We start from the raw sequence: 20,824 nt of genomic DNA on the forward strand, positions 1-20,824 counted from the left end.
GGGAGGACCCCTTCGTCAGCTCGGCTCGTCGGCTCGATCAGCGGCCATGCCGCGGTAGATGACGGTCGTGATGCCGTCGGTGGTGCGGTCGATGGAGAAGTCGCCCTCGCCCCGCAGGTAGGCCCACGCCTGGTGCTCGATCGCCCCGAAGACCATGTCCCGGAGGAGCTCCACCCCGACGTCGTCGCGGAGGTCGCCGCGGACGACGCCGTCGCGCAGCACCCCGGTCACGATCCCGGTGAAGCGCCGGTTGAGGCGATGGATGCTCGTTCCCCGGAACCCGGGGTCGGGACGGAGCTCGTTGAGGATGTAGCGCGTCAGGGTGGGCTCGCGGCGCACCACCTCGACGGCGTAGCGCACGACGTAGCGCAAGCGCTCGTGGGTGCTCGCCTGCTGGGAGACGCCCGGCTCGAGCGCGACCAGGACCTCGTCGAACCAGTCCTCCGCGACCCGGACCAGCAGCTCCCGCTTCGTGGGGAAGTAGCGGTACACGGTCGCCTCGGAGACGCCGCAGCGCCGGGCCACTTCGGCGGGCAGGAAACGCTCGTAGCCGACCTCGCCGAGCAGGGTGCGGGCAGCGGCGACCAGCTCCGCGATGCGCTCGTCGGGCCGCAGCCGGGCCCCGGTGCGGGTCACGCGACCGAGATCCCGCCGTTGACGCTGATCACCTGGCCGGTGATCCGCGCGGCGTCGGGGCTGCACAGGAAGGCGATCAGCCCGGCGAGGTCGTCCGGCTCGGTCGCGCCGAGGTGCGCCTGCTGCCGGGCCTTCTCGAAGAGCTTCTTCGAGAAGCCGCCGGCCAGCGCACGCTCCCCCGTGGCCGTGCCCTCGATCAGCGACGGTGTCACGGCGTTCACCCGGATGCCCTCCCGCTTGGCCTCGACGGCCAGCGTCCGACTGAAGGTGACGATCGCGGCCATGGCGGCGCCGATCACGACCTCCCCCGGGGTCGGCACCTTGGCGGCGTCGGAGGCGACGTTGACGATCGATCCGCCGCCCCGTTCGGCCAGCCACGGCAGCACCGCCCGGCACATGTGCATCGGGCCCAGCGCCTGACCGGTGAGGATGTCGGCGATGTCCTCGATCGGGATGTCGCGTAGCAACCCGGGCACGTAGAAGGCGGTCGTGGAGTTGACGAGCACGTCGACGCCGCCGAGGAGGTCGCCCGCCGCGGTCACCGCCGCGAGCGCCTGTGCGGGGTCGTTCGCGTCGCCGGCCACGAAGTGCACGTCGCACCGCGGCGCGGCTGCGGTGACCGCGGTGACCGCCTGCTTGCCGCGCTCGGCGTTGCGCCCGATCAGCGCGATCCGGGTGCCGTCCGCTGCGGCGAATCGGTGGGCGGTCGCGAGGCCGACACCGGAGGTACCCCCGGTGATGATCACGGAGCGGCCCGTGGATCGGTCGTTCACGGCACCGGCACCCCCAGATTCGTCGGGGTCGTCACGTCGCAGGTCGAGCACGACCGCGCCGGCTCCCGGGCGTCCACCGCGGTCTCCCCCGCTCCCCTGGCGGCCCGCCCCGCACCGTCGCGCGCGAGCAGCGCCGCCCCGTAGGCGCCGGTGACCTGCGGCGACGCCGGCACCGTGACCTCGGCGCGGAGCGACTCGGCGAGGAAGTGCACGGCCGCGGCGTTGTGCGCGACCCCGCCCGTCATGACGACCGGCGAGCGGCGACCGACCTGCGCGACCAGCCCCAGCGTGCGGGTGGCGACCGCACGGTGCACCGAGGCGGCGATGTCCTCGCGTCGCTCGCCCTGGGCCAGCAGCGAGATCAGCTCGGTCTCGGCGAAGGTCGCGCACATGCTCGAGACCTCGAGCGCCTTGTCGCCCGCCAGCGCGAGGGCAGCCAGCTCCCCGAGGTCGCACTCGATCGCCCGGGCGAGCACCTCGAAGAACCGGCCGGTGCCGCTCGCGCACCGGTCGTTCATGGCGAAGTTCTCGACGAGGCCCTCGTCGTCGACGGCGATGGCCTTGCTGTCCTGGCCGCCGATGTCCACCACCAACCGCACGCCCGGACTCATCGCCGCCGCGCCCCGGGCGTGACAGGTGATCTCGGTGAACGAGCGGTCGACCCCGGGGACGAGCCGGCGGCCGTACCCGGTGGCGATGGCGCCGGCGACGTCGTCGCGCGTGATGCCCGCCGTGGCCAGGGCCAGCTCGAGTGCCCGCTCGCAGCCCGCCCGGCTCACGGCGCCCATCTGCACCACCTCGGCGGCGCGGATGTCGCCGGCGGCGTCCAGGACGACGACCTTGGCCGTGGTGGAGCCCAGGTCGACGCCGAGGTAGTGGCCCGTCACGTGCGGGCCCGGCGCACGTCGATCACCTCGAGCATCGCGGCCAGCCGGCTCTCGAGGACCTCGTCCTTGTAGAACGAGGCGTCGGCGATGTCGCCCTCGAAGAACATCGTGGCCAGACCCCGCTTCTCCTGCGCGGCCTTGGCCATCAGCCGTTGCGGGTTGGTGAACGCCCGGCAGGTGCGCGTGGAGTGGAACACGATGCCGTCGACGTCGTAGAAGTCGCAGTCGCGCAGCACCAGACCCGTGGTCGTCTTCGTGCTGTGGTTCATCGGGCAGAGCAGGTTGTTCTGGGCCTGCCCGAGGAACGGGTCGTCCGCCTCCGGGTCGAGCAGTTGCGGCTCCTGCCAGAACGCGTGGTGGGTGTAGCGACCGGCGACCACGGCGACGTCGTGGGCGGCGAACTTCCTCGAAAGCAGGCCGAGGTGGTTCCAGTTCATGAAGCCGTCGAAGTACACCCGGTACCGCTCGTCGGCGATCGCGCCGACGCCGTCCGCCACCCGCTGCTCGACCTCCGCCAGCACGGCGGCGAAGAAGTCGACCAGCTCCTGGTTCGCGGGCAGGAAGTTGATGTGGGCGACGTTGCCGATCCAGTCCCAGAACGTCGCCGGCGCCGGGGTGAGGCGGCACAGCTTCATGGCCTTCTGCCGCAGCTCGGAGGCCTTCTTGATGTAGGCCATGTTCTGCCGGTAGGCGTCCCAGTCGAAGGGGCGACCGGTGACGGACTCCAGGAACGGCACCAGCTCGTGGAGCTGGTCGGCGACGTAGCGGGACGAGCGCTCCCACTCCTCGCCGACCATGTAGCCCTCACCGGACCTGTTGCTCCACATGTAGGGCATGGAGACGTTGAAGATCGGCACGTCCTTGCCGAACACGCGGAAGGAGATGTCGTCCCACTGCTGCCCGGTGCTGCACCCCGCGTAGGCGTTGACGAACACGTCCGGTGTGGGCAACCGGCTCGCGAGCTCCGCCTGCTCCGGCAGCCCCACCATCCCGGGGCCGTTGCCCGAGCCGTTCGAGCGCTCCTGGCTCAGGACCGCGCAGCCGAGGTGGGTCCGGGAGTAGGAGCAGAGCTCGCCGACGTAGCCGTACTCGGCCCCGGCGAGCTGGGCCGGGCCCTCCAGGTGCTGTGCGGCCAGCCGGGCGGAGAAGGCCTCCCCGTGGCACCACGCCATCCCGGCGGCCTGGAAGATCGGGTTGAGAGCCGAGCCGTTGTACCAGACCACCTTCTGACCACGCTCCCGCGCGGCGAAGACGTTTTCCCAGTAGTCGGCGACCATCTTGCCGCCGGCCTTGTTGATCGCCAGGCGGTTCAGCTTGCCGGTCGTGGCCGTGGTCATCGGGTCGCCTCCAGGGCGCGCGGAGCGGTGTTCCTGCGGATGCGTTCCAGCAGGGCCTCGACGCGGGTCTGCACGGTCTCCACCGGCAGGCCCTCGTGCTCGGTCTCGATCAGCAGGTGCGGGATGTCCCGCTCGTTCATGCGTTTGCGCAGCTCCGGGTAATAGAGCATGTGGGGTTCGCAGAACCGCACCATCAGAACGATCACGCCCTGGGCGCCCGCGGTCTCCACCGCGTCGACCAACAGGTCCTCCCAGTCGGTCTCGTGCTTGACCAGCGTCGGGCAGGGGGCGACCGCGTCGCGCCGCAGGTACCACTCGGCCAGCGCCTCGACCGGATCGCCGTCCTCGGGCACGTCGGTGGAGATGTAGCGGCCGCCGGTGAACAGGTCGTCGTCGACGACGATGGCGCCGCAGTCCTCGATGGCCGCCAGGAGCTCGGGCCGCGGGGCGTGGGAGAGGTGACCGGACAGGTACAGACGGACCCGGTCGTCCCGCGGAGTCGCGGCCAGGCCGGCGACGACGTCCCGCAGCAGCGCGGTGTGCTCCTGCTTGTCCATCACCATGCTGGACTTCACCAGCGCCTGCATCTGTGAGGACGACAGCGCGGCGTTCCCGGCCCGCCGGGAGGCGTACACCTCCCGGAGCAGCCGCCGGTTCTCGTTGGACACCGCGATGGCGTCCGCCAGAGCCGCATCGGTGACGGGAGCCCCGGCGAAGTGCCCCACCTCCTCCACGAACGACCGCATGGTCGCGAGGGCCCGATCGCGGGCCCAGGGGTCGGACATCGACGTCGGGAGCTGCCCGAAGAACACCGGCGCGTCGGGCACCTCGGACCGCACCACGTCGACCGCGCCGAGGAGCTGGATGCAGTGGTCGGCCTGGAAGAAGGCGTCGTAGATGTCCAGCGTGCCCTTCGCCGCCTGGTCGGCGAGGTTGCGGGTGTAGCCGCAGTAGAACTCCGCCAGCAGGTTGCGGCCCAGGCTGTCCGGCTCGCGGTTCTCCTGGATGACCACCGGCAACGCGCCGGCCGCCTGGGCGATCTCGGCCGGGAAGTTCATCGGGAACACCCCGATCGCCCGACCGCCGGTGCGCTCCTTCCACCGGACGACGTAGGCGTCCGGGTCGTCGGCGACCTCACTCAGCGCGGCGAGCGCGTCGGCCGCGGATTGCGTCGCGGGAGCCATGCGGTCCCCTCCCCTTGCCTCGTCGAGAGGATCCCGACGCTAACTGAGTCGCACTCAGCAGACAAGACTTTGGACAGACCATTAGCCGTGTCCGCCACAGCTGCGCCCGTGGACACCCCCACGGACTGTTTCCTGCGGGCTTTGGTCGATGGTATGAAGGTCAGGCCAAAAAGCGCCAGGGCTCGTGCCCTCGCTCCGCGTCGAGGAAGAGGTCCGATGAAGCCCGAGGAGTTCACCGACGTCACCTACGAGGTCGAGAACGGTCTCGCGTGGATCACGATCAACCGGCCGGACCGGTTCAACGCCTTCCGCGCGCGCACGGTCGACGAGCTGGTGTTCGCGTTCAAGCTCGCCTGGGCCGACGACGAGGTCGGGGTCGTGGCCCTCACCGGCGCCGGGGAGAAGGCGTTCTGCGCCGGCGGCGACCAGAAGCAGCGGATGGAGACCGGCGACTACGGGCCCTCCGAGACGGGCCTGTTCGAGGTCGAGGCCCTGCACCGCGTGATCCGCGACGTGCCCAAGCCCGTGATCGCGGCGGTCAACGGCATCGCCATCGGCGGCGGTCACGTGCTGCACGTGCTCGCCGACCTGTCCATCGCCGCCGACACCGCGACGTTCGGCCAGAACGGGCCCCGGGTCGGCTCCTTCGACGCCGGCCTCGGTTCCGCCTACCTCGCCAGGGTCGTGGGCGAGAAGCGGGCACGGGAGATCTGGTTCATGCTCCGCCGCCTGAGCGCCGAGGAAGCCCTCGACTGGGGCCTGGTCAACCGGGTCGTCCCCGCGGCCGAGCTCAGGGACGAGGTCCGCAGGTACGCCGACACGATGCTCGCCTACTCGCCCACGGCGCTGAAGGTGCTCAAGCAGTCGTTCAACACCGACACCGAGCACATGATCAGCATCGGGAACATGGCGTACACGACGCTGAAGCTCTTCGGCGAGACCGAGGAGGCTCGCGAGGGCATCACGGCGTTCAACGAGAAGCGCGACCCGCGGTTCGCGGCGTACCGCACCCACTAGGAGACGCCGTGCGGTTCAGCGTTGAGCAGCAGGGGTTTGCCCGCGAGGTCCGGGCGTTCTGCGCCCGGGAGTGCGGCACGGCGGAGCAGCGCGACGCGCTGACCGCGGGCGGGACCGACCACAACAGTCCCGAGCTGCTGCGCCGGTTCGGTGCGCTCGGGTGGCTCGGCATCTCGCTACCGGCCGAGGATGGCGGGGTCGGCGGGTCGTTTGTCGACGAGTGCGTCTTCATCGAGGAGGCCTCGCGCGGGCAGGCGATGATCGACGCCTACTGCACGGGACTGACCGCCGCCCAGACCTACCTGCACTGGGGCGACGCCGAGCAGCGCCGCACGGTGGTGTCCACTCTCTGCGCCGGCGGGGTCGAGGCGATCGCCCTGAGCGAGCCCGGCGCGGGCTCCGACCTCGGCTCCGCCCGCCTGCGGGCACGCAGCGAGGGCGACGAGTACGTGCTCGACGGGCAGAAGACGTGGACGTCGGCAGCGCACCTGGCCGAGCACGTCCTCGTGCTCACCCGGACCGACCCGACCGGCGGCAAGCACGACGGGTTGACGCTGTTCATGGTCCCCGCCGACGCCCCCGGCCTCGAGATCCGCGGGATCGAGACCATGGGCGCCCGCGTCGTCAACGACCTGTGGTTCACCGACGTCCGGGTCCCGGCGTCCGCCGTCGTCGGCAGTGCCGGCAACGCCTGGAAGCAGCTGATGCGCGGGCTCGGGGTCGAGCGCGTGATCATCGCCGCGATGCAGGTCGGCGCCGCCGAGCGGTCCCTGGACGACCTCCTGACCTACGTCACTCAGCGCGAGCAGTTCGGCCGCACCATCGGCAGCTTCCAGGCGATCCGCCACCGCATCGCCGATCTCGCCACGGAGGTCGCGCACTGCCGCGCGTTCCTCTACGACGTCGCCGACCGCATCGACGCCGGGGAGGAGGCCGACCTCGCCCGGGACAGCTCGATGTCGAAGCTCAAGAGCACCGAGACCGCGAAGCACGTCGCGCTCGAGGCGATGCAGATGATGGGCGGCTACGGCTACGCCTCCGAGTACGGGATGGAGCGCCAGGTCCGGTCCGCGCTCGCGCCGCCCATCTACGGGGGCACCAACGAGATCCAGCGCGAGATCATCGGGAAGGGGCTGGGCCTGTGAGCGGGACGAAGAGCCCGTTCGCGCCGGACCTGCTGGCGGGCAAGCGGGTCCTCATCACCGGGGGCGGGACCGGCCTGGGTCGCGGCGTCGCGCGCCACCTCGTCGACCACGGAGCCGAGGTGCACCTGTGGGGTCGCCGGCAGGGTGTCCTCGACGAGGCCGCGGCCGAGGCGTCGGCGTCGCGTCCGGGATCGGTGCACGTCCAAACCGTCGACGTCCGCGACGGCGACGCCGTCGACACCGCGATGGGCGTCCTGTGGGACACGCACGGCCCCCTCACGGGCGTCGTCAACAACGCGGCCGCCAACTTCATCGCCCCGACCGAGTCCCTGAGCCCCCGAGCGTTCGAGGCCGTCACCGCAACGGTGATGAAGGGCAGCTTCCACACCACCCATGCCGCCGGGCGCCGCTGGATCGAGGCCGGGCTTCCGGGCTCGGTGCTCTCCACCCTGACGACCTGGGTGTGGACGGGGTCGGCGTTCGTCACCCCTTCGGCGATGGCCAAGGCCGCCGTGCACTCGATGACGATGTCGCTCGCCGTGGAGTGGGCGAAGTACGGCATCCGACTCAACGCGCTGGCCCCGGGGCCGATCCCCACCGACTACGCGTGGGAGATGCTCAACCCCACCGACAGGAGCGCGGTCGGCGCGACCCAGGCCGACCAGATCCCCATGGGTCGCACCGGCACCATGGAGGAGCTGGCCCACCTCACGATGTTCCTGCTCTCCGACGCCTGCGACTACCTCACCGGGCAGACCATCGCCATGGACGGCGGCCAGATGCTCGCCGGCCCCGGGACCTTCGCCGGGCTGACCTCGCTCACCGCGGAGGACTGGGCCGAGGCGCGCGAGAAGAGCAAGGCGGCCACGGCGGCGAGCAAGGCGCAGCGCGCCTGATCACCGCGCGGTGAACATCGGCGGGCGCCGTTCGCGCATCGCAGCGAGGGCCTCCCCCATGTCCTCGGTCCGGGTGAGCAGGGCCTGCCCGCGGTTCTCCAGCTCGAGCGCGGCCGCGTACGACGTGACCTCCATGTTGGCCTGCAGGGCGCGCTTGGACAGCTGGACCCCACCGGGCGAGTTGGCGCAGATTTGTTCCGCCATGGCCAGCGCGGCGTCGAGGAGCTCGTTGGCGGGCACGATGCGGTTGACCAGCCCCCGCCGTTCCGCCTCGGGCGCCTCCATGAGCCGGCCCGTGTAGACGAACTCCGCGGTCGCCGCCGGCCCGATGAGGCGGGGCAGCAGCCAGGACGTCCCCAGGTCACCGGCCGAGAGGCCGATCGTGACGAAGGCGGCGTTGAACTTCGCCGTCGGCGCGGCGAGACGGATGTCGGCCGCGAGGGCGAGGGCCATCCCCCCGCCGGCGGCGGCACCGTTGACGGCCGCGACCACCGGGACCCGGATGCCCCGGACCGCGGCCAGCGCGCGCGCCGCGCGTTCCTGCAGGTCGAGCATCCCCAGCGCGCCGAGCGAGGGCAGCGCCTCGGCGTCGGCGAGGTCGTAGCCCGCACAGAACGCCCGGCCGGCGCCGGTGACCACGAGGACGCGCAGGCCCTCCTCGCGATCGAGGGCCAGCGCCACCGTCTCGAGCTCGGCGAACATCGTCGCGGTCATGGCGTTGAGCCGGTCGGGCCGGTCGAGCGTCAGGACGACGACGCCCTCGCGGGGCCGATCGAGCCGCAGCGTGGTCCAGGGGCCGTCGGTCACGGCGCGGTCCTCTCGAGCGCGGGGGTCAGGGCGTCGAGGATGCGGCCCGTCGCCTCCTCCAGTTCGTCGTCGTCCAGGCCCCAGGGCGGGGCGCAGAGATCGAGGTGGCCGAACGGCTCCGCGTGGCGGGCGACCCGCTCTCGGAACGCGTCCGGCCGGCACGCGATCCCGATCGCGTCGATCGCCTCGTCGGGCACCTCGGCGGCCATTCGCCGCGGGTCGCCGTCGCGCGCCGCCGACCGGATGCGCTGCTGGGCGGCCTCCCAGCCGTGGAGGGCGAAGAGGCGGTCGTAGACCCGGGAGGCGGCGTACTGGCTGATCGCCACGGCGAGCCGCCACCGTGCGGCCTCCTCGTCGTCGTCGACCGCGCACATCCGCATCCCCTTGACGACGAACCCGTCGAGCGATCGCCCGGCCTGCTCGGCGCCGCGCTCGAGCTCCGGGCGGATCGCCTGCTCCAGGTACGCGGGTGTCGTCATGGGGTGCGCGACGAGCCCGTCGGCGACGCGGCCGGCGACCCGCACCATCGCGGGGCCGACGCCTGCGGTCCAGATCGGGAGGTGCTCGCGGAAGGGCGGCTCCACCGTGGCGGGGGGCGCGACGTGCACCGTGTAGAAGCGGCCCTCGTGGTGCACGGGTCCCTCGTGCAGGCGCCACAGCGCCCGCAGCACGGTGACCAGCTCCTCCATACGGGTCGCGGGTGACGAGCCGTCGGTGGACAGCCAGTTCTTCATCATCCCGCTCGTGCCGTTGCCGAGCCCGAGGACGAGCCGACCCTCGGTCAGCTCGTCGAGGTCGCGGGCCTCGACGGCCCACACCAGCGGCGCGCGCCCGACGCCGTAGGCGATGTTGGAGCCGACCGCGACGCGCTCGGTAGCGAGCCCGAGCGCCGCCATCGGGATGGTCGCCGAGCGGCTGTACAGCTCCCCGGTCCACACGGCCCCGAAGCCGGCGTCCTCCGCGCGACGGGCGAGCTCGCCGGCCCGCCGAAACCGCTCCCGACCCCGGCCACCGGTGAAGATCGTCAGACCCAGGTGCCCCAGCCCGTCACGCATCGTCGCGCTCCTCTTCCAGCCGTCGGTCAGGCGAACTTCGGGGGGCGCTTCTCGAGGAACGCGGCGATCCCTTCCGCGGCCTCGCCGTGCTCGAACAGCTCCTGGATCTGCGCCACCTCGTACCCCAGGCCCTCCGGCAGGGGCCGGTCGAACGCGGCGTCGACGGTCCGGACCACGGCGGCCAGGGCCGGGCGCGAGAGCGCGCCGAGGGTGCCCGCCAGCTCGAGCGCCACGTCGCGTGCGGTGCCCGCCGCGACGTGCCGGTCGACCAGCCCGATGGCGGCGGCCTCGGACGCAGGGACCTGGCGGGCCGTGGCCATGATGTCGATCGCCCGCCCCCGACCCACGAGGCGCGGCAGGCGCTGGGTGCCACCGGCGCCGGGGATCAGCCCCAGGCGGACCTCGGGGAGACCGAAGCGTGCGTCGTCGCCGGCTACGCGCATCGTGGCCGCCATGGCGAGCTCAAGACCGCCGCCGAGGGCGACACCCTCGATCGCGGCGATGCTGACGAGGTCGGCGGCGGCCAGCCCTTCGACCACGGCGCGCAGGCGGTCGCCGTAGGCGGTGAACGATGCGGCGTCCACCGCCCCCAGGTGCTTGATGTCGGCGCCCGCGACGAAGAACCCGGGGACCGCCGAGGTCAGGACGAGGACGCGGACGTCGCGGGCGACGGCGTGGTCCAGGGCCGCGTCAAGGCCCTCGATGATCGGTGGGCCGAGGGCGTTGGCGGGGGGCCGCGCGAGGGTGACCACGAGGACGCCGTCGCCGGCGTCTGTCCAGGTCACGACGGGTTCAGTGCTCATCGTCGTCCCCTCAAGCCATCGTCAGGCCGCCGCTGACCGACAGCGTCTGGCCGGTGACGTAGCCGGCGGCGTCGGACGCGAAGTAGGCGACCGCGCCCGCGACGTCGGCGGGCTGGGCGAGGCGGCGCATCGGCACCGCGCGGGTCATGCCGCCGAGGACCTTGTCGGCGTCCTGGCCCGAGGAGTCAGCGAACTTCCGGAGGGCCGGGGTGTCGGTCGGGCCGGGGCACACGGTGTTGACCGTGACGCCCTTCGTCGCGACCTCGCGGGCGAGGGTCTTGGAGAAGGCGATGATCCCGCCCTTGGCCCCGGAGTATACGGCCTCCAGGGAGGAGCCGACACGGCCCGCGTCCGAACCGATGTTGACGACACGACCCCAGCCGCGCTCGACCATGCCGGGGACGACGGCGTGGGCGACCCGCAGGGCGCCCTTGAAGTTGATGTCGAGGATGCGGTCCCAGAAGTCCTCGGTGGTGTCGAGGAACGTCATGAAGTCGTCCCAGCCGGCGTTGTTGACCGCGACGTCGACGGGGCCGAGCTCCTCGGTGACGGTCTTGACCGCGGCCTGCACCGACGCGGTATCGGTGACGTCGGCGGCGACAGCGACGGCGGTGCCGCCGGCGTCGGCGATCGCGGCCGCGGTGGCCTGGGCGGCCTCGAGGTTCAGGTCGACGACGGCGACGCCGAAGCCCTGGGCGCCGAGAGTGGTCGCGATGCCCTGGCCGATGCCCTGGGCGCCGCCGGTGACGAACGCGGTTCTCTGGCTCACGGTGACCCTTCCGTCGGTGTCTTCGTCAGGAGCGCTTCGCGGTGCTCGGGTGCGGCGATCGCGGCGAGGCGCCGGCCGCGCTCGGCGAGGGGGCAGCCCCGCAGGTGGGCGACGCCGTGCTCGGTCACGACGACGTCGGCGTCGGCACGCGCGGTGGTGACCGGGCCCCGCAACGCGGGCACGAGGGTTGACGCGCCGCCGCTCGTCGAGCGCAGCGCGATGATCGAGCGGGCCCCGGTCCGGGCGGCGGCGCCGGAGAAGTCCGCCTGCCCGCCGACGCCGCCGAGGTAGCGGCCGCCGGCGATCTCCGCGCCGACCTGTCCGGTGAGGTCGACCTCGAGTGCGGAGTTGATCGACACGAGCCGGCCGAGGCGCGCCAGGACCCCGGGGTGGTGGGTGTAGCTCGCCGGGCGGAACGCCACGGGCATCTCGCCCAGGCGCGCGTAGAGGTCGGCGCTGCCGATGGCCGTGCCGGTGACGGAGACGCCGGTGTCGATCTCCTTGCGCGCGTTGGTGAGCACGCCCTTGTCGACGAGGCGCAGGACGCCGTCGGTGAGCAGGCCGGCGTGGAAGCCGAGGTCGCGGTGACTCGAGAGGCCGTCGAGGATCGCCGCGGGCAGGGCGCCGACGCCGATCTGCACGGTGTCGCCGTCCTCGACGAGCGCGGCCACACCGGCGGCGATGGCCTCGTCGACGACGTCCGGGGCACGCTCCGGGGCCGGCGGGAGCGGGCGGTCGGTCTCCACCACGGCGGCGAAGCGCTGGCGGGGGATGCCGTCGGTGCCGGCGGTGGCCGGCATCCGGTGGTTGATCTCCGCGATGAGCGTCCGGCTGTGGCGTACGGCGTCGGCGGCGTAGTCGGCGCCGATCCCGAGCGAGCACCGGCCATCGGGTCCGGGCGGGGACACCTGGACGAGCCCGACGTCCCCGGGCAGCGTGCGTTCGGCGAAGAGCCGGGGCAGCACGGAGTAGTGGGCGGGGATGACGTCGAGGCGGCCGGCGGCGCTCGCGCCGCGCAGCTCCCCCATCGCGCCGTAGGACACGAGCGAGAGCTCCGCGGGCGGGTCGGCGAGCCGCCGGTTGAACGTCAGCCCGCAGAAGGCGCGGACCGCACCGATGTCGCCGAGCTGGTCGAGCAGGGCGTCGACGAGCGGCGTGGCCTCGGCGCCGGCCTGGCTCCACCAGACGCCGTCGCCGGCCTGCACGTGCGCCCTCATGTCGAGCATCACGCGGCCCGCTGGATCAGGGTTCCGGTGCCCAGCCCGCCGCCGCAGCACATCGTGACCAGGCCCAGCTCGACGTCCCGGCGCTCCATCTCCGCGACGATGGTGGCCACCAGGCGCGCGCCGCTGGCGCCCACGGGGTGCCCGAGCGCGATCGCTCCGCCGTTGACGTTGACGCGCTCCGGGTCGGGTTTCAGCTCGCGCTCCCAGGCCAGCACCACGGAGCTGAACGCCTCGTTGACCTCGAACAGGTCGACGTCGGAGATCGCGAGGCCGTTGCGCTCGAGGAGCTTGTGGGTCGCCGGGATCGGGCCGGTCAGCATGATCACCGGGTCGACCCCGACCGTCGTCTGGTCGAGGATGCGCGCTCGCGGCACGAGGCCGTGCTCGTCGACCGCCGCGCGCGAGGCCAGTAGCACGCCCGCGGCGCCGTCGGAGATCGGCGAGGAGGAGCCCGCGGTGATCCGCCCGTGCTCGGGGCGGAACGCGGGCTGCAGACCGGCGAGGGCGGCGGCGTCGGTGCCCGGCCGCACGGTCTGGTCGCTCGTGCGCACGGCGCCGTCGAGCTCCCACGGGATCACTTCGGCGTCGAAGCGGCCGGCCGCGATCGCGGCGGCCGCGAGCCGGTGCGACCGGGCGGCGAACTCGTCCATCTCCTGCCGGGAGAGGTCCCAGCGCTCCGCGATGAGCTCGGCGCTCTCGCCCTGGCCGACGAAGGCGTAGCGCTCCCACATCGCCGCGGTCCACGGTTCCCCGTAGAGCTCGGAAATCTTTGCGGGCGAACTCATCGGGACGTGGCCCATGTGCTCGACCCCGCCCGCCAGCACGACGTCGTGGGTGCCCGAGGCGATGAGGGCGGCGCCCATCTCGACGGCGGTCTGGGCCGACCCGCACCGGCGGTCGAGCACGACGGCCGGGACCTCGGGCGGGTAGCCCTCCTGGAGCCAGGCGTTGCGGGCGATGTTGCGCGACTGCTCGCCGAAGGGGGCGGTGCAGCCGACGACGAGGTCCTCGACGACGTCGGGGACGACGTCGGCGCGGCTCAGCAGGGCGCGGTAGACCGCGCCGAGGAGATCGTTGGGGTGGGTGTCGCGGAACCAGCCGCGCTCAGGGTGCGACCTCCCGAAGGGCGTGCGCGCGGCCTCGGCGATCAGCACCTCGCGTCCCGTGAGCGGCATCAGATGACCGTCCCGCCGTCGACCGGCAGCACCTGTCCGGTGATGTAGGACGCCGCGTTGGAGGCGAGGAACACGAAGCTCGCCGCGATCTCGGCCGCGTCGGCCCACCGCCCGAGCGGGATGCGCTCGAGGGTCTTGGCCGCCAGCTTCTCGTTGCTGCGAATGTTCTCGGTCATCGGCGTGGCTGCCAGCGGGGCGAGCGCGTTGACGGTGACCTGCTGCCGGGCGAGCTCCTTCGCCATCGACTTGGTCAGCCCGACGATGCCGGCCTTGGCCGCGCCGTAGTTGGCCTGCCCGATGGTGCCGACCAGACCGGCGGCGGAGGTGACGTTGAGGATCCGCCCGGTGCCGTCGTCGGGCAGGTGGGGCAGCACGGCCTGGGAGCAGGTGAACGAGCCGATGAGGTGGATCTCGACGATGCGCCGGAAGTCGTCCTCGGCCAGCTTGCCGAACATCGCCGGGGCGATCGCGCCGGCGTTGTTGACCAGGACGTGGACGGTGCCGCCACCGAGCTCGGCGGCCTGCGCGGCGGCGGCGTCGGCGCTCGCGCGGTCACGGACGTCGAGCGCGGCGCTCCGCGCCGTCCCGCCGATCTCCTTGGCCACCCGCTCAGCCGCGGCCCCGTCGACGTCGGTGACGAGGACCGCGGCCCCGGCGGCGGCGAAGGCCGTGGCCACGGCGGCGCCGATGCCGCTGCCGGCGCCGGTGACGAGCGCCGTGCGCCCGTCGAGTGAGAAGACGTCGAGGGCGGGCATCAGCAGCTCCCCATCAGTAGCTCCGGGGCAGGCCGAGGACGTGCGAGCCCAGGTAGTTGAGGACCATCTCCTGGCTCAAGGGCGCGATCTTCAGCAGGCGGGCCTCGCGGAAGTAGCGCGCGACGTTGTACTCCTCGGAGTAGCCCATGCCCCCGTGGGTCTGCAGCGCGCGGTCGGCGGCCTCGAAGCCGGCGTCGGCGCACAGGTACTTGGCGGTGTTGGCCTCGCGCCCGCACGGCTCGCCCCGGTCGTAGAGCCAGGAGGCCTTGCGCAGGATCAGCTCGGCGGCGTCGAGACGTGCCAGTGAGTCCGCGAGGGGGAACTGCAGTCCCTGGTTCTGGCCGATGGGCCGGCCGAACACCTCGCGGTCGTTGCCGTAGCGCACGGCGCGGTCGAGGGCGACGCGCCCGAGCCCGAGCGCCTCGGCCGCGACGAGCATCCGCTCCGGGTTCAGACCGTCGAGGATGTAGCGGAAGCCCTCGCCCTCCTCCCCCACCCGGTCCTCGACCGGGATGCGCAGGTCGTCGATGAACAGCTCGTTCGACGAGACCGCGTTGCGGCCCATCTTCGGGATGGCCCGGATGTCGATGTGCTCGCGGTCGAGGTCGGTGAGGAACAGCGTGAGCCCGTCGGTCTTGCGGGCCGCGTCCTCGAACTTCGTGGTGCGGGTGAGCAGGAGGACCTTCTCGGACTCCTGGGCCTTGGAGATCCAGACCTTGCGCCCGTTGACGACGTAGTGGTCGCCGTCGCGGCGGGCGAAGGTGGTGATCCGCGTGGTGTCGAGGCCGGCGCCGGGCTCGGTGACCCCGAAGCAGACGTGCAGGCTGCCGTCGACGATGCGCGGCAGCGTCCGGGCCTTGAGCTCCTCGGAGCCGTGCTTGATCACCGGGTGCATCCCGAAGATCGACAGGTGGATCGCGCTCGCGGCGTTCATCCCGCCGCCGGAGCGCGCGCACTCCTCGATCAGCAGGCACGCCTCGCTGATGCCGAAGCCGTGGCCGCCGTACTCCTCGGGTGTCGTGATCCCCAGCCAGCCGCCCGACGCCAGGGCGTCGTAGAACTCGGTCGGGAAGACGTGGTCCCGGTCCTTCTCCATCCAGTAGTGGTCGTCGAACTTGCCGGCGAGCTCGGCGACCGCCTTCCGGATGATCGCCTGGTCCTCGGTGAGGTCGAAGTCCACGGTGCACCTCCAGCTTCGGACCGACACTAACAAAGGACTGACCAAAAGTCAGGGCACGAGGTCGAGGCTCACAGCGAGGCGTTCGTTCCACGCGGCCGGCGTCCCGAAGAGGGCCTCGTCGAGCTTGGCCCGCTTGTACGAGAGCTGCAGGTCGTGCTCCCACGTGTAGCCGATGGCCCCGTGCAGGGTCAGCGCGTCGTCCGCGGCGTGCGCGGCGCGCGCCGTCACCTGGGCCTTCGCCGCGGCGGCGTGCGCGGGCGCGTCCGGGTGCCCGGCCTCGACCGACGCGGCGGCCAGGTAGACGATCGAGCGCGCCGACTCGACGGTCACCAGCATCTCGGCCGCCGCGTGCTTGACCGCCTGGAACGAGCCGATGGTCGCCCCGAACTGCTTGCGCTGGCCCGCGTACTCGACGCTCATGTCGAGCATCCGCTCCGCGGCCCCCAGGGCGTCCGCAGCGACGAGCACCGCGCTGCGCAGCGCGGCGTCCTCGAGGTGCTGCTCGGCGTCCCCGGCGACGGGGGTCCCGCGGGCGCCGTCCAGGACCACGTCGGCGACGGAGCGGCTGCGATCGGTGAGCTCGCGGCGCCGGATGGCGACCCCCGGGGCATCGGCGTCGACCAGCACGAAGGCGATGCCGTGCCGGCCCTCGGACTCTCCCCCGTCGCTCCGCTCGCCCTGGACGGGCACGAGCAGGCGCCGCGCGCGGTCCGCGCCGAGGACACCGGAGACGGTGCCGCTCACCGACGAGCCGTCGTCGGAGACCGTCGCCCGGGCGGTCGGGACCGACCCGGCCGGCGCGGCGAGGACGGTGACGACACCGTCGGCGAACAGCGCCTTCGCCTCCTCCGGGGCGGCAGCCAGCGCCGGGACCGCGAGCATCGAGCCGAGCCAGCCGGCAGCCGGGGCCGTCCGCCGTCCGAGCTCCTCGGCCGCGAGGGCGAGCTCGACGAGCCCGCCGCCCTGCCCGCCCAGGTCCTCCGGGGAGCCGACGGCGAACCAGCCCTCGGCCATGAACCGGTCCTCGAACGCGGACGGGTCCCCGGCGTCGAGCCATCCCCGCACCTCGGAGGGCCCGCACCGGTCGGCGAGCCACTCAGCGAGCACGGTCCGGAAGTCGGCCTGCTCCTCGGAGAGTTCCCAGCGCATTGCTTGCTCCTCGCGGCGGATTCGATCGTCGATGCTAAATTGGGTCAGACCTTTGGCCCAGTAACCCGGGAGCCCGGATGACCTCGAGCGAGGCCCGACCCGCCATCCGGCTGTCGCCGATGGCGGTGCCCAAGGCGTCGGACGTGCTGGCCACAGAGCTGCGCGAGCGGATCCTGTCCGGCGAGTACACCGAGGGCACCCCGCTCCCGCCCGAGCGCGAGCTGGTGGTCCAGACCCGCATGAGCCGGACCACGGTGCGCGAGGCGCTGCGCATCCTCGAGGTCCAGGGCCTCATCCGGATCAAGGCCGGACGCGCCGGCGGTGCCTTCGTGCAGCACCCCGGCGAGGAGTCCGTCGCGGACTCCCTCGACCTGCTCATCCGCGGCCGCCGCATCCGTCTGTCCTCGATCCACGAGACCCGCGAGGCCATCGAGCCCTCCTGCGCGCGGCTCGCCGCGCTGCACCGCACCCCGGCGGACCTCCGCCGACTGGAGGCCGCGAACGAGACCATCGCGACCAGCGGCAGCCTCGACGAGTTCCTGCAGGCCAACGTCGACTGGCACGTCGCGGTGGCCGGCGCGAGCCACAACGAGATCCTGACCGGGATCATGATGGCGCTCTCCCGGGCCATCTACACGGCCACGCACAACGAGGGCTTCGTCAACGAGGAAGTCCGCTCGATCGCGGTCCGGGCCCACAAGTCCGTGACGCGGGCGATCAAGGACAAGGACCCCGACGCGGCGGTCCGGCGCATGAGCCGCCACGTCCACGCCTACGCCGAGGCCGCGCTCGAGGCCGAGGACCGGACGTCGATCACCCTGCCCGACCCGGAGTGACTCTGGCCCCCACCTGGTCATGACCGGGGCAGGCCGAGGATGCGCTCGGCCACGATGTTGCGCTGGATGAAGGTCGATCCGCCGGCGATCGCGGTGCCGCGTGCCTGGTAGGCGAGGCGCTGCCAGCGGCTCTCCCCCGCCGACTGCTCGTCCGGCGCCAGCTGCCCACCGAGCGGTGAGAGCGACTGGCGGAAGTCGGCGAGGTCCTCGACCAGCGGGCAGAAGTACAGCTTGCCGATCGACGTCGCTGGGCCGGGTGGGCTGCCGTCCGCGGCGGCGGTGAGCACCCGCTGCCCGATGGCGTGGTGCACCAGCGCCCGGCTGTAGAGGTCAGCGACGCGTTGCCGGACCGCGGCATCGGCCCCGAGCGGGCGGCCCGCGTCGTCGGTCATCGCCCGGACGTCGGCCACGATGTCGTCGACGGCGCGACGGGTGTTGACGCGCCCGGTGGCGATGGCGACCCGTTCGAACCCGAGGGTGCCCATCGCGACCTTCCAGCCGCCGTCGACCTCACCGAGCACCAGGTCGTCGGGGACGAACACGTCGTCGAGGAACACCTCGTTGAACTCGGCCTCGCCGAGCATGTGCGCGAGGGGCCGGACGGTGACCCCGGGGCTGTCCATCGGCAGCAGGAAGTAGGTGATCCCCCGGTGGCGCGGCTTGTCCTCGCCGCCGGTGCGGGCCAGCAGGATCGCGTTCGCGGCGATGTGGGCGCGGCTCGTCCAGATCTTCTGGCCCGAGATGCGCCACCCGCCCTCGTCCCGCACGGCGCGCGTGCGCAGCGACGCGAGGTCGGAGCCCGACTCCGGCTCGGAGAACAGCTGGCACCAGAGCTCGTCGCCGGTGAGGATCGGGGTGAGGAACCGGTCCTTCTGGGCCTCGGTGCCGAACGCGACGATGGTGGGGCCGGCGAAGTCCTCCCCCACGGTGTTGAGCCGCTCCGGAGCGCCTGCCCGATCCGCCTCCTCGGCGAACACGGCCCGGATCTTCGCGTCCACGCCCTGGCCGCCGTGGGCCCGCGGCCACGTCAGGCCGGCGTAGCCGCCGTCGAACAGCAGGCGCTGCCACTGCCGCCAGAACGGCAGCTTGTCGGTGAGCTCGACGGGCTCGGGCCACGGCAGCCGGGGCAGGCTGTCGGCCAGCCAGTCCCGCACGCGCGCCCGGAACTCGGCCTCCTCCGGCGAATCCGCGAGGTCCACGGCGGTCAGTCCCCTTCCTGGGTGGCACCGGGCGGGAGCAGGGCGACGGGCACGTCCACGACGCGGCTGCGCAGGTACTCGCCCAGGCCCTTGGCCTGCGGATCGGGGCGGGTGGCGGACGCGACGCCGTCGCCGAGCAGCCCGTGCACGACGAGGTTGATCGCCCGGAGGTTCGGGAGCTCGTACCGGTCGATCGCGAGGTCGGCCGCCTCGGGGCCGAGCAGCGCGCGGATCCGCGGGACGGTCAGGTACGCCCGCAGCCACGGGTAGGACGCGTCGTCCCGGGTCCAGAAGCCGACGTTGGCGTCGCCACCCTTGTCGCCGGAGCGGGCACCGGCCACCCGCCCCAGGGGCGCGCGTCGGGTCGGGCCGAACCCCTGCGTGGAGCCCTCCCCGGCCGGTGGCTCGGGGACCTCGGCGGTCGCCGGCGGTGCGGGCACCGCCGGACCGGACCCGTCGTCGAGGACGACGCGCTGCTCGACCGCGGAGCGCGGGACCGCCGCCGGCCGGTACACGCCGAAGGCCGAGGCGTCCGTGGGCGGGGTGGTCGTGTGGACGCCGGGATGGCCGGCGAGGGCCAGCTGGGTGACCGCGCCGGAGAACGCGCGGCCCACCTTCGTCCGGTCCGGGTCCTTGACCGTGACCCGCAGGTGCGCGACGGCCTGCTCGTTGGTCGGTGCGTCCGGGGTGTCGAAGCGCAGGAGGCGGACGTCGGCCTCGAGGAACCGATCCCGGCCGCCCGCGGCCTCGAACAGCAGCCGCTCGGCCATCGCGGCCTTCGCCTCGATGTCCAGACCCGTGAGCACCAGGGTCATGGTGTTGCGGAACCCGCCGACGTCGTTGAGCGCCACCTTCAGCGTCGCCGGCGGCGGGGTGCCCCGGGCACCGTCGATCCGCACCCGGTCGTCGCCCTCGCCGGTCAGCGCCAGCGAGTCGACGTGCAGGGTGACGTCGGGCCCGGGATAGGCCGGCCCCGCGATCTCGTAGAGCAGCTGTGCGGTGACCGTGCCGACGCTGACCACCCCGCCCGTACCGGGGTGCTTGGTGATCACCGAGGAGCCGTCGGCGGCCACCTCGGCGATCGGGAACCCGGGCAGGTTCGGGCTGGTGACCTCGTCGAGGAAGGCGTAGTTACCGCCGGTGGCCTGCGGACCGCACTCGATGACGTGGCCCGCGGCGACGGCACCGGCGAGCCGGTCCCAGTCGTCCGGCTCCCAGCCGTGCCACCACGCCGCCGGGCCCGTGACCAGCGACGCGTCGGCGACCCGCCCGGTGACGACGACGTCGGCGCCGGCGTCCAGGGCCGCGGCGATGCCCCAGCCGCCGAGGTAGGCGTTGGCCGAGAGCGGCTTGGCCTCCACGGGCGGCACGATCGGCGACAGGTCGGCCCGCAGGTCGTCGCCCTCGACGTGGGCGACGCGAGCGGTGAGCCCAAGCCGACGGGCGACGGCGCGGATCTCCTCGGCGAGCCCGTCAGGGTTCAGCCCGCCCGCGTTGGCCACGATCCGGATGCCGCGCTCGAGGCAGGTCCCGAGGACGTCCTCGACCTGGGTGAGGAACGTGCGCGCGTAGCCGAGCGCCGGGTCCTTCGCCTGGGCCTTGGCCAGGATGAGCATGGTCAGCTCGGCGAGGTAGTCGCCGGTCAGGACGTCGATCGGCCCGCCGTCGACCATCTCGCGCGCGGCCGCGAGACGGTCGCCATAGAAGCCGGAGCAGTTGGCGATCCGCACCGGTCGGCGGTGCTCGGTCATCCGTCACACCCCCCTGGTCGCGGTCTGGTCGTGTAAATGGTCTGTCCATTGACCGGGATCCGCCGGGCCGCTGTCAAGGCGGTCGTCGACGCCGACCGGTGGTTGTCGTTTTGGACCGACCATTGTACGTTCGACCGAATCAGGTGACCCACGCCACGACTCCGAGGACGGCGATCGATGGAGATTCCCACCGTCAGCGACCGCTTCGCGGCGGCCGACGTCGAGAGCTACTACGGGTCCGGCC

At 72.8% G+C, this 20,824-nt stretch carries 20 protein-coding genes; 4 read left to right on the plus strand and 16 right to left on the minus strand.

Going from position 1 to position 20,824, the window contains the following annotated elements:
* Window positions 1-15: 15 nt before the first annotated feature.
* Genes ACQPX6_RS17040 through ACQPX6_RS17060 form a run of 5 tightly spaced genes read right to left on the minus strand, consistent with a single transcriptional unit; the run spans window position 16 to window position 4,817 of the window.
* Window positions 16-636, minus strand: coding sequence for a TetR/AcrR family transcriptional regulator (locus ACQPX6_RS17040; protein WP_433781458.1), 621 nt, complete (start codon window positions 634-636; stop codon window positions 16-18).
* On the minus strand, window positions 633-1,409 hold the full coding sequence (locus ACQPX6_RS17045; RefSeq protein WP_433781459.1) for an SDR family NAD(P)-dependent oxidoreductase: 777 nt from the start codon (window positions 1,407-1,409) through the stop codon (window positions 633-635). The genes ACQPX6_RS17040 and ACQPX6_RS17045 overlap by 4 nt, the downstream gene beginning before the upstream one ends.
* On the minus strand, window positions 1,406-2,296 hold the full coding sequence (locus ACQPX6_RS17050) for an acyl-CoA dehydratase activase (RefSeq protein ID WP_433781460.1): 891 nt from the start codon (window positions 2,294-2,296) through the stop codon (window positions 1,406-1,408). Before ACQPX6_RS17050 ends, ACQPX6_RS17045 begins: the two co-directional genes overlap by 4 nt.
* A complete protein-coding gene (locus tag ACQPX6_RS17055) occupies window positions 2,293-3,633 on the minus strand; it encodes a 2-hydroxyacyl-CoA dehydratase subunit D (RefSeq protein ID WP_433781461.1) in 1,341 nt (446 codons plus the stop codon). The genes ACQPX6_RS17050 and ACQPX6_RS17055 overlap by 4 nt, the downstream gene beginning before the upstream one ends.
* Complete coding sequence (locus ACQPX6_RS17060; protein ID WP_433781462.1) at window positions 3,630-4,817, minus strand: 2-hydroxyacyl-CoA dehydratase subunit D; 1,188 nt, start codon at window positions 4,815-4,817, stop codon at window positions 3,630-3,632. The genes ACQPX6_RS17055 and ACQPX6_RS17060 overlap by 4 nt, the downstream gene beginning before the upstream one ends.
* A gap of 216 nt (window positions 4,818-5,033) precedes the next feature.
* On the opposite strand from ACQPX6_RS17060, the gene ACQPX6_RS17065 reads away from it, so the two are divergent.
* From ACQPX6_RS17065 to ACQPX6_RS17075, 3 genes are read left to right on the plus strand one after another with little or no spacing between them, the layout of a single operon-like run.
* Complete coding sequence (locus ACQPX6_RS17065) at window positions 5,034-5,834, plus strand: enoyl-CoA hydratase-related protein (protein WP_433781463.1); 801 nt, start codon at window positions 5,034-5,036, stop codon at window positions 5,832-5,834.
* 8 nt (window positions 5,835-5,842) lie between these two features.
* Window positions 5,843-6,979, plus strand: a complete 1,137-nt coding sequence (locus ACQPX6_RS17070) for an acyl-CoA dehydrogenase family protein (protein ID WP_433781464.1) — start codon at window positions 5,843-5,845, stop codon at window positions 6,977-6,979.
* Window positions 6,976-7,875, plus strand: coding sequence for an SDR family oxidoreductase (locus ACQPX6_RS17075; protein WP_433781465.1), 900 nt, complete (start codon window positions 6,976-6,978; stop codon window positions 7,873-7,875). The genes ACQPX6_RS17070 and ACQPX6_RS17075 overlap by 4 nt, the downstream gene beginning before the upstream one ends.
* On the opposite strand, the gene ACQPX6_RS17080 is transcribed toward ACQPX6_RS17075, so the two are convergent.
* The 9 genes from ACQPX6_RS17080 to ACQPX6_RS17120 are packed head-to-tail and all read right to left on the minus strand — an operon-like array spanning window position 7,876 to window position 16,794.
* A complete protein-coding gene (locus ACQPX6_RS17080) occupies window positions 7,876-8,682 on the minus strand; it encodes an enoyl-CoA hydratase/isomerase family protein (RefSeq protein WP_433781466.1) in 807 nt (268 codons plus the stop codon).
* Window positions 8,679-9,737: an LLM class flavin-dependent oxidoreductase gene (locus ACQPX6_RS17085; RefSeq protein ID WP_433781467.1), complete on the minus strand. Its 1,059-nt coding sequence runs from the start codon at window positions 9,735-9,737 to the stop codon at window positions 8,679-8,681. Before ACQPX6_RS17085 ends, ACQPX6_RS17080 begins: the two co-directional genes overlap by 4 nt.
* A gap of 26 nt (window positions 9,738-9,763) precedes the next feature.
* Window positions 9,764-10,540: an enoyl-CoA hydratase/isomerase family protein gene (locus tag ACQPX6_RS17090; RefSeq protein WP_433781468.1), complete on the minus strand. Its 777-nt coding sequence runs from the start codon at window positions 10,538-10,540 to the stop codon at window positions 9,764-9,766.
* Between the two features lie 10 nt (window positions 10,541-10,550).
* Entirely contained in the window at window positions 10,551-11,309 is a 759-nt protein-coding gene (locus ACQPX6_RS17095) for an SDR family NAD(P)-dependent oxidoreductase (RefSeq protein ID WP_433781470.1), read from the minus strand.
* On the minus strand, window positions 11,306-12,526 hold the full coding sequence (locus tag ACQPX6_RS17100) for an acetyl-CoA hydrolase/transferase family protein (RefSeq protein WP_433781471.1): 1,221 nt from the start codon (window positions 12,524-12,526) through the stop codon (window positions 11,306-11,308). The genes ACQPX6_RS17095 and ACQPX6_RS17100 overlap by 4 nt, the downstream gene beginning before the upstream one ends.
* Window positions 12,527-12,534: 8 nt before the next feature.
* Window positions 12,535-13,710: a thiolase family protein gene (locus ACQPX6_RS17105; RefSeq protein WP_433781472.1), complete on the minus strand. Its 1,176-nt coding sequence runs from the start codon at window positions 13,708-13,710 to the stop codon at window positions 12,535-12,537.
* Window positions 13,710-14,465, minus strand: coding sequence for an SDR family NAD(P)-dependent oxidoreductase (locus ACQPX6_RS17110; protein ID WP_433781474.1), 756 nt, complete (start codon window positions 14,463-14,465; stop codon window positions 13,710-13,712). Before ACQPX6_RS17110 ends, ACQPX6_RS17105 begins: the two co-directional genes overlap by 1 nt.
* A 13-nt stretch (window positions 14,466-14,478) precedes the next feature.
* Window positions 14,479-15,645, minus strand: coding sequence for an acyl-CoA dehydrogenase family protein (locus ACQPX6_RS17115; RefSeq protein ID WP_433781475.1), 1,167 nt, complete (start codon window positions 15,643-15,645; stop codon window positions 14,479-14,481).
* Window positions 15,646-15,693: 48 nt separating this feature from the next.
* Complete coding sequence (locus ACQPX6_RS17120) at window positions 15,694-16,794, minus strand: acyl-CoA dehydrogenase family protein (RefSeq protein ID WP_433781476.1); 1,101 nt, start codon at window positions 16,792-16,794, stop codon at window positions 15,694-15,696.
* 77 nt (window positions 16,795-16,871) lie between these two features.
* Here ACQPX6_RS17120 and ACQPX6_RS17125 point away from each other — a divergent pair, with 77 nt between their 5' ends.
* On the plus strand, window positions 16,872-17,630 hold the full coding sequence (locus ACQPX6_RS17125) for a FadR/GntR family transcriptional regulator (protein WP_433781477.1): 759 nt from the start codon (window positions 16,872-16,874) through the stop codon (window positions 17,628-17,630).
* Between the two features lie 17 nt (window positions 17,631-17,647).
* Here the strand turns inward: ACQPX6_RS17125 and ACQPX6_RS17130 are convergent, their stop codons facing one another.
* Entirely contained in the window at window positions 17,648-18,829 is a 1,182-nt protein-coding gene (locus ACQPX6_RS17130; protein ID WP_433781478.1) for an acyl-CoA dehydrogenase family protein, read from the minus strand.
* A gap of 5 nt (window positions 18,830-18,834) precedes the next feature.
* Window positions 18,835-20,580, minus strand: a complete 1,746-nt coding sequence (locus tag ACQPX6_RS17135; protein WP_433781479.1) for an acyclic terpene utilization AtuA family protein — start codon at window positions 20,578-20,580, stop codon at window positions 18,835-18,837.
* Window positions 20,581-20,824 lie beyond the last annotated feature (244 nt).

It is taken from the genome of Actinomycetospora sp. CA-101289 (assembly GCF_050955895.1).
Classification (GTDB): domain Bacteria; phylum Actinomycetota; class Actinomycetes; order Mycobacteriales; family Pseudonocardiaceae; genus Actinomycetospora.

Excerpts from the sequence above, each read along its gene's own strand:
- ACQPX6_RS17055 (WP_433781461.1), bottom strand. The coding sequence starts at position 3,633 with ATGACCACGGCCACGACCGGCAAGCTGAACCGCCTGGCGATCAACAAG.
- ACQPX6_RS17060 (WP_433781462.1), bottom strand. The coding sequence starts at position 4,817 with ATGGCTCCCGCGACGCAATCCGCGGCCGACGCGCTCGCCGCGCTGAGT.
- ACQPX6_RS17065 (WP_433781463.1), top strand. The coding sequence starts at position 5,034 with ATGAAGCCCGAGGAGTTCACCGACGTCACCTACGAGGTCGAGAACGGT.
- ACQPX6_RS17085 (WP_433781467.1), bottom strand. The coding sequence starts at position 9,737 with ATGCGTGACGGGCTGGGGCACCTGGGTCTGACGATCTTCACCGGTGGC.
- ACQPX6_RS17090 (WP_433781468.1), bottom strand. The coding sequence starts at position 10,540 with ATGAGCACTGAACCCGTCGTGACCTGGACAGACGCCGGCGACGGCGTC.
- ACQPX6_RS17100 (WP_433781471.1), bottom strand. The coding sequence starts at position 12,526 with ATGAGGGCGCACGTGCAGGCCGGCGACGGCGTCTGGTGGAGCCAGGCC.
- ACQPX6_RS17105 (WP_433781472.1), bottom strand. The coding sequence starts at position 13,710 with ATGCCGCTCACGGGACGCGAGGTGCTGATCGCCGAGGCCGCGCGCACG.
- ACQPX6_RS17110 (WP_433781474.1), bottom strand. The coding sequence starts at position 14,465 with ATGCCCGCCCTCGACGTCTTCTCACTCGACGGGCGCACGGCGCTCGTC.
- ACQPX6_RS17120 (WP_433781476.1), bottom strand. The coding sequence starts at position 16,794 with ATGCGCTGGGAACTCTCCGAGGAGCAGGCCGACTTCCGGACCGTGCTC.
- ACQPX6_RS17125 (WP_433781477.1), top strand. The coding sequence starts at position 16,872 with ATGACCTCGAGCGAGGCCCGACCCGCCATCCGGCTGTCGCCGATGGCG.
- ACQPX6_RS17135 (WP_433781479.1), bottom strand. The coding sequence starts at position 20,580 with ATGACCGAGCACCGCCGACCGGTGCGGATCGCCAACTGCTCCGGCTTC.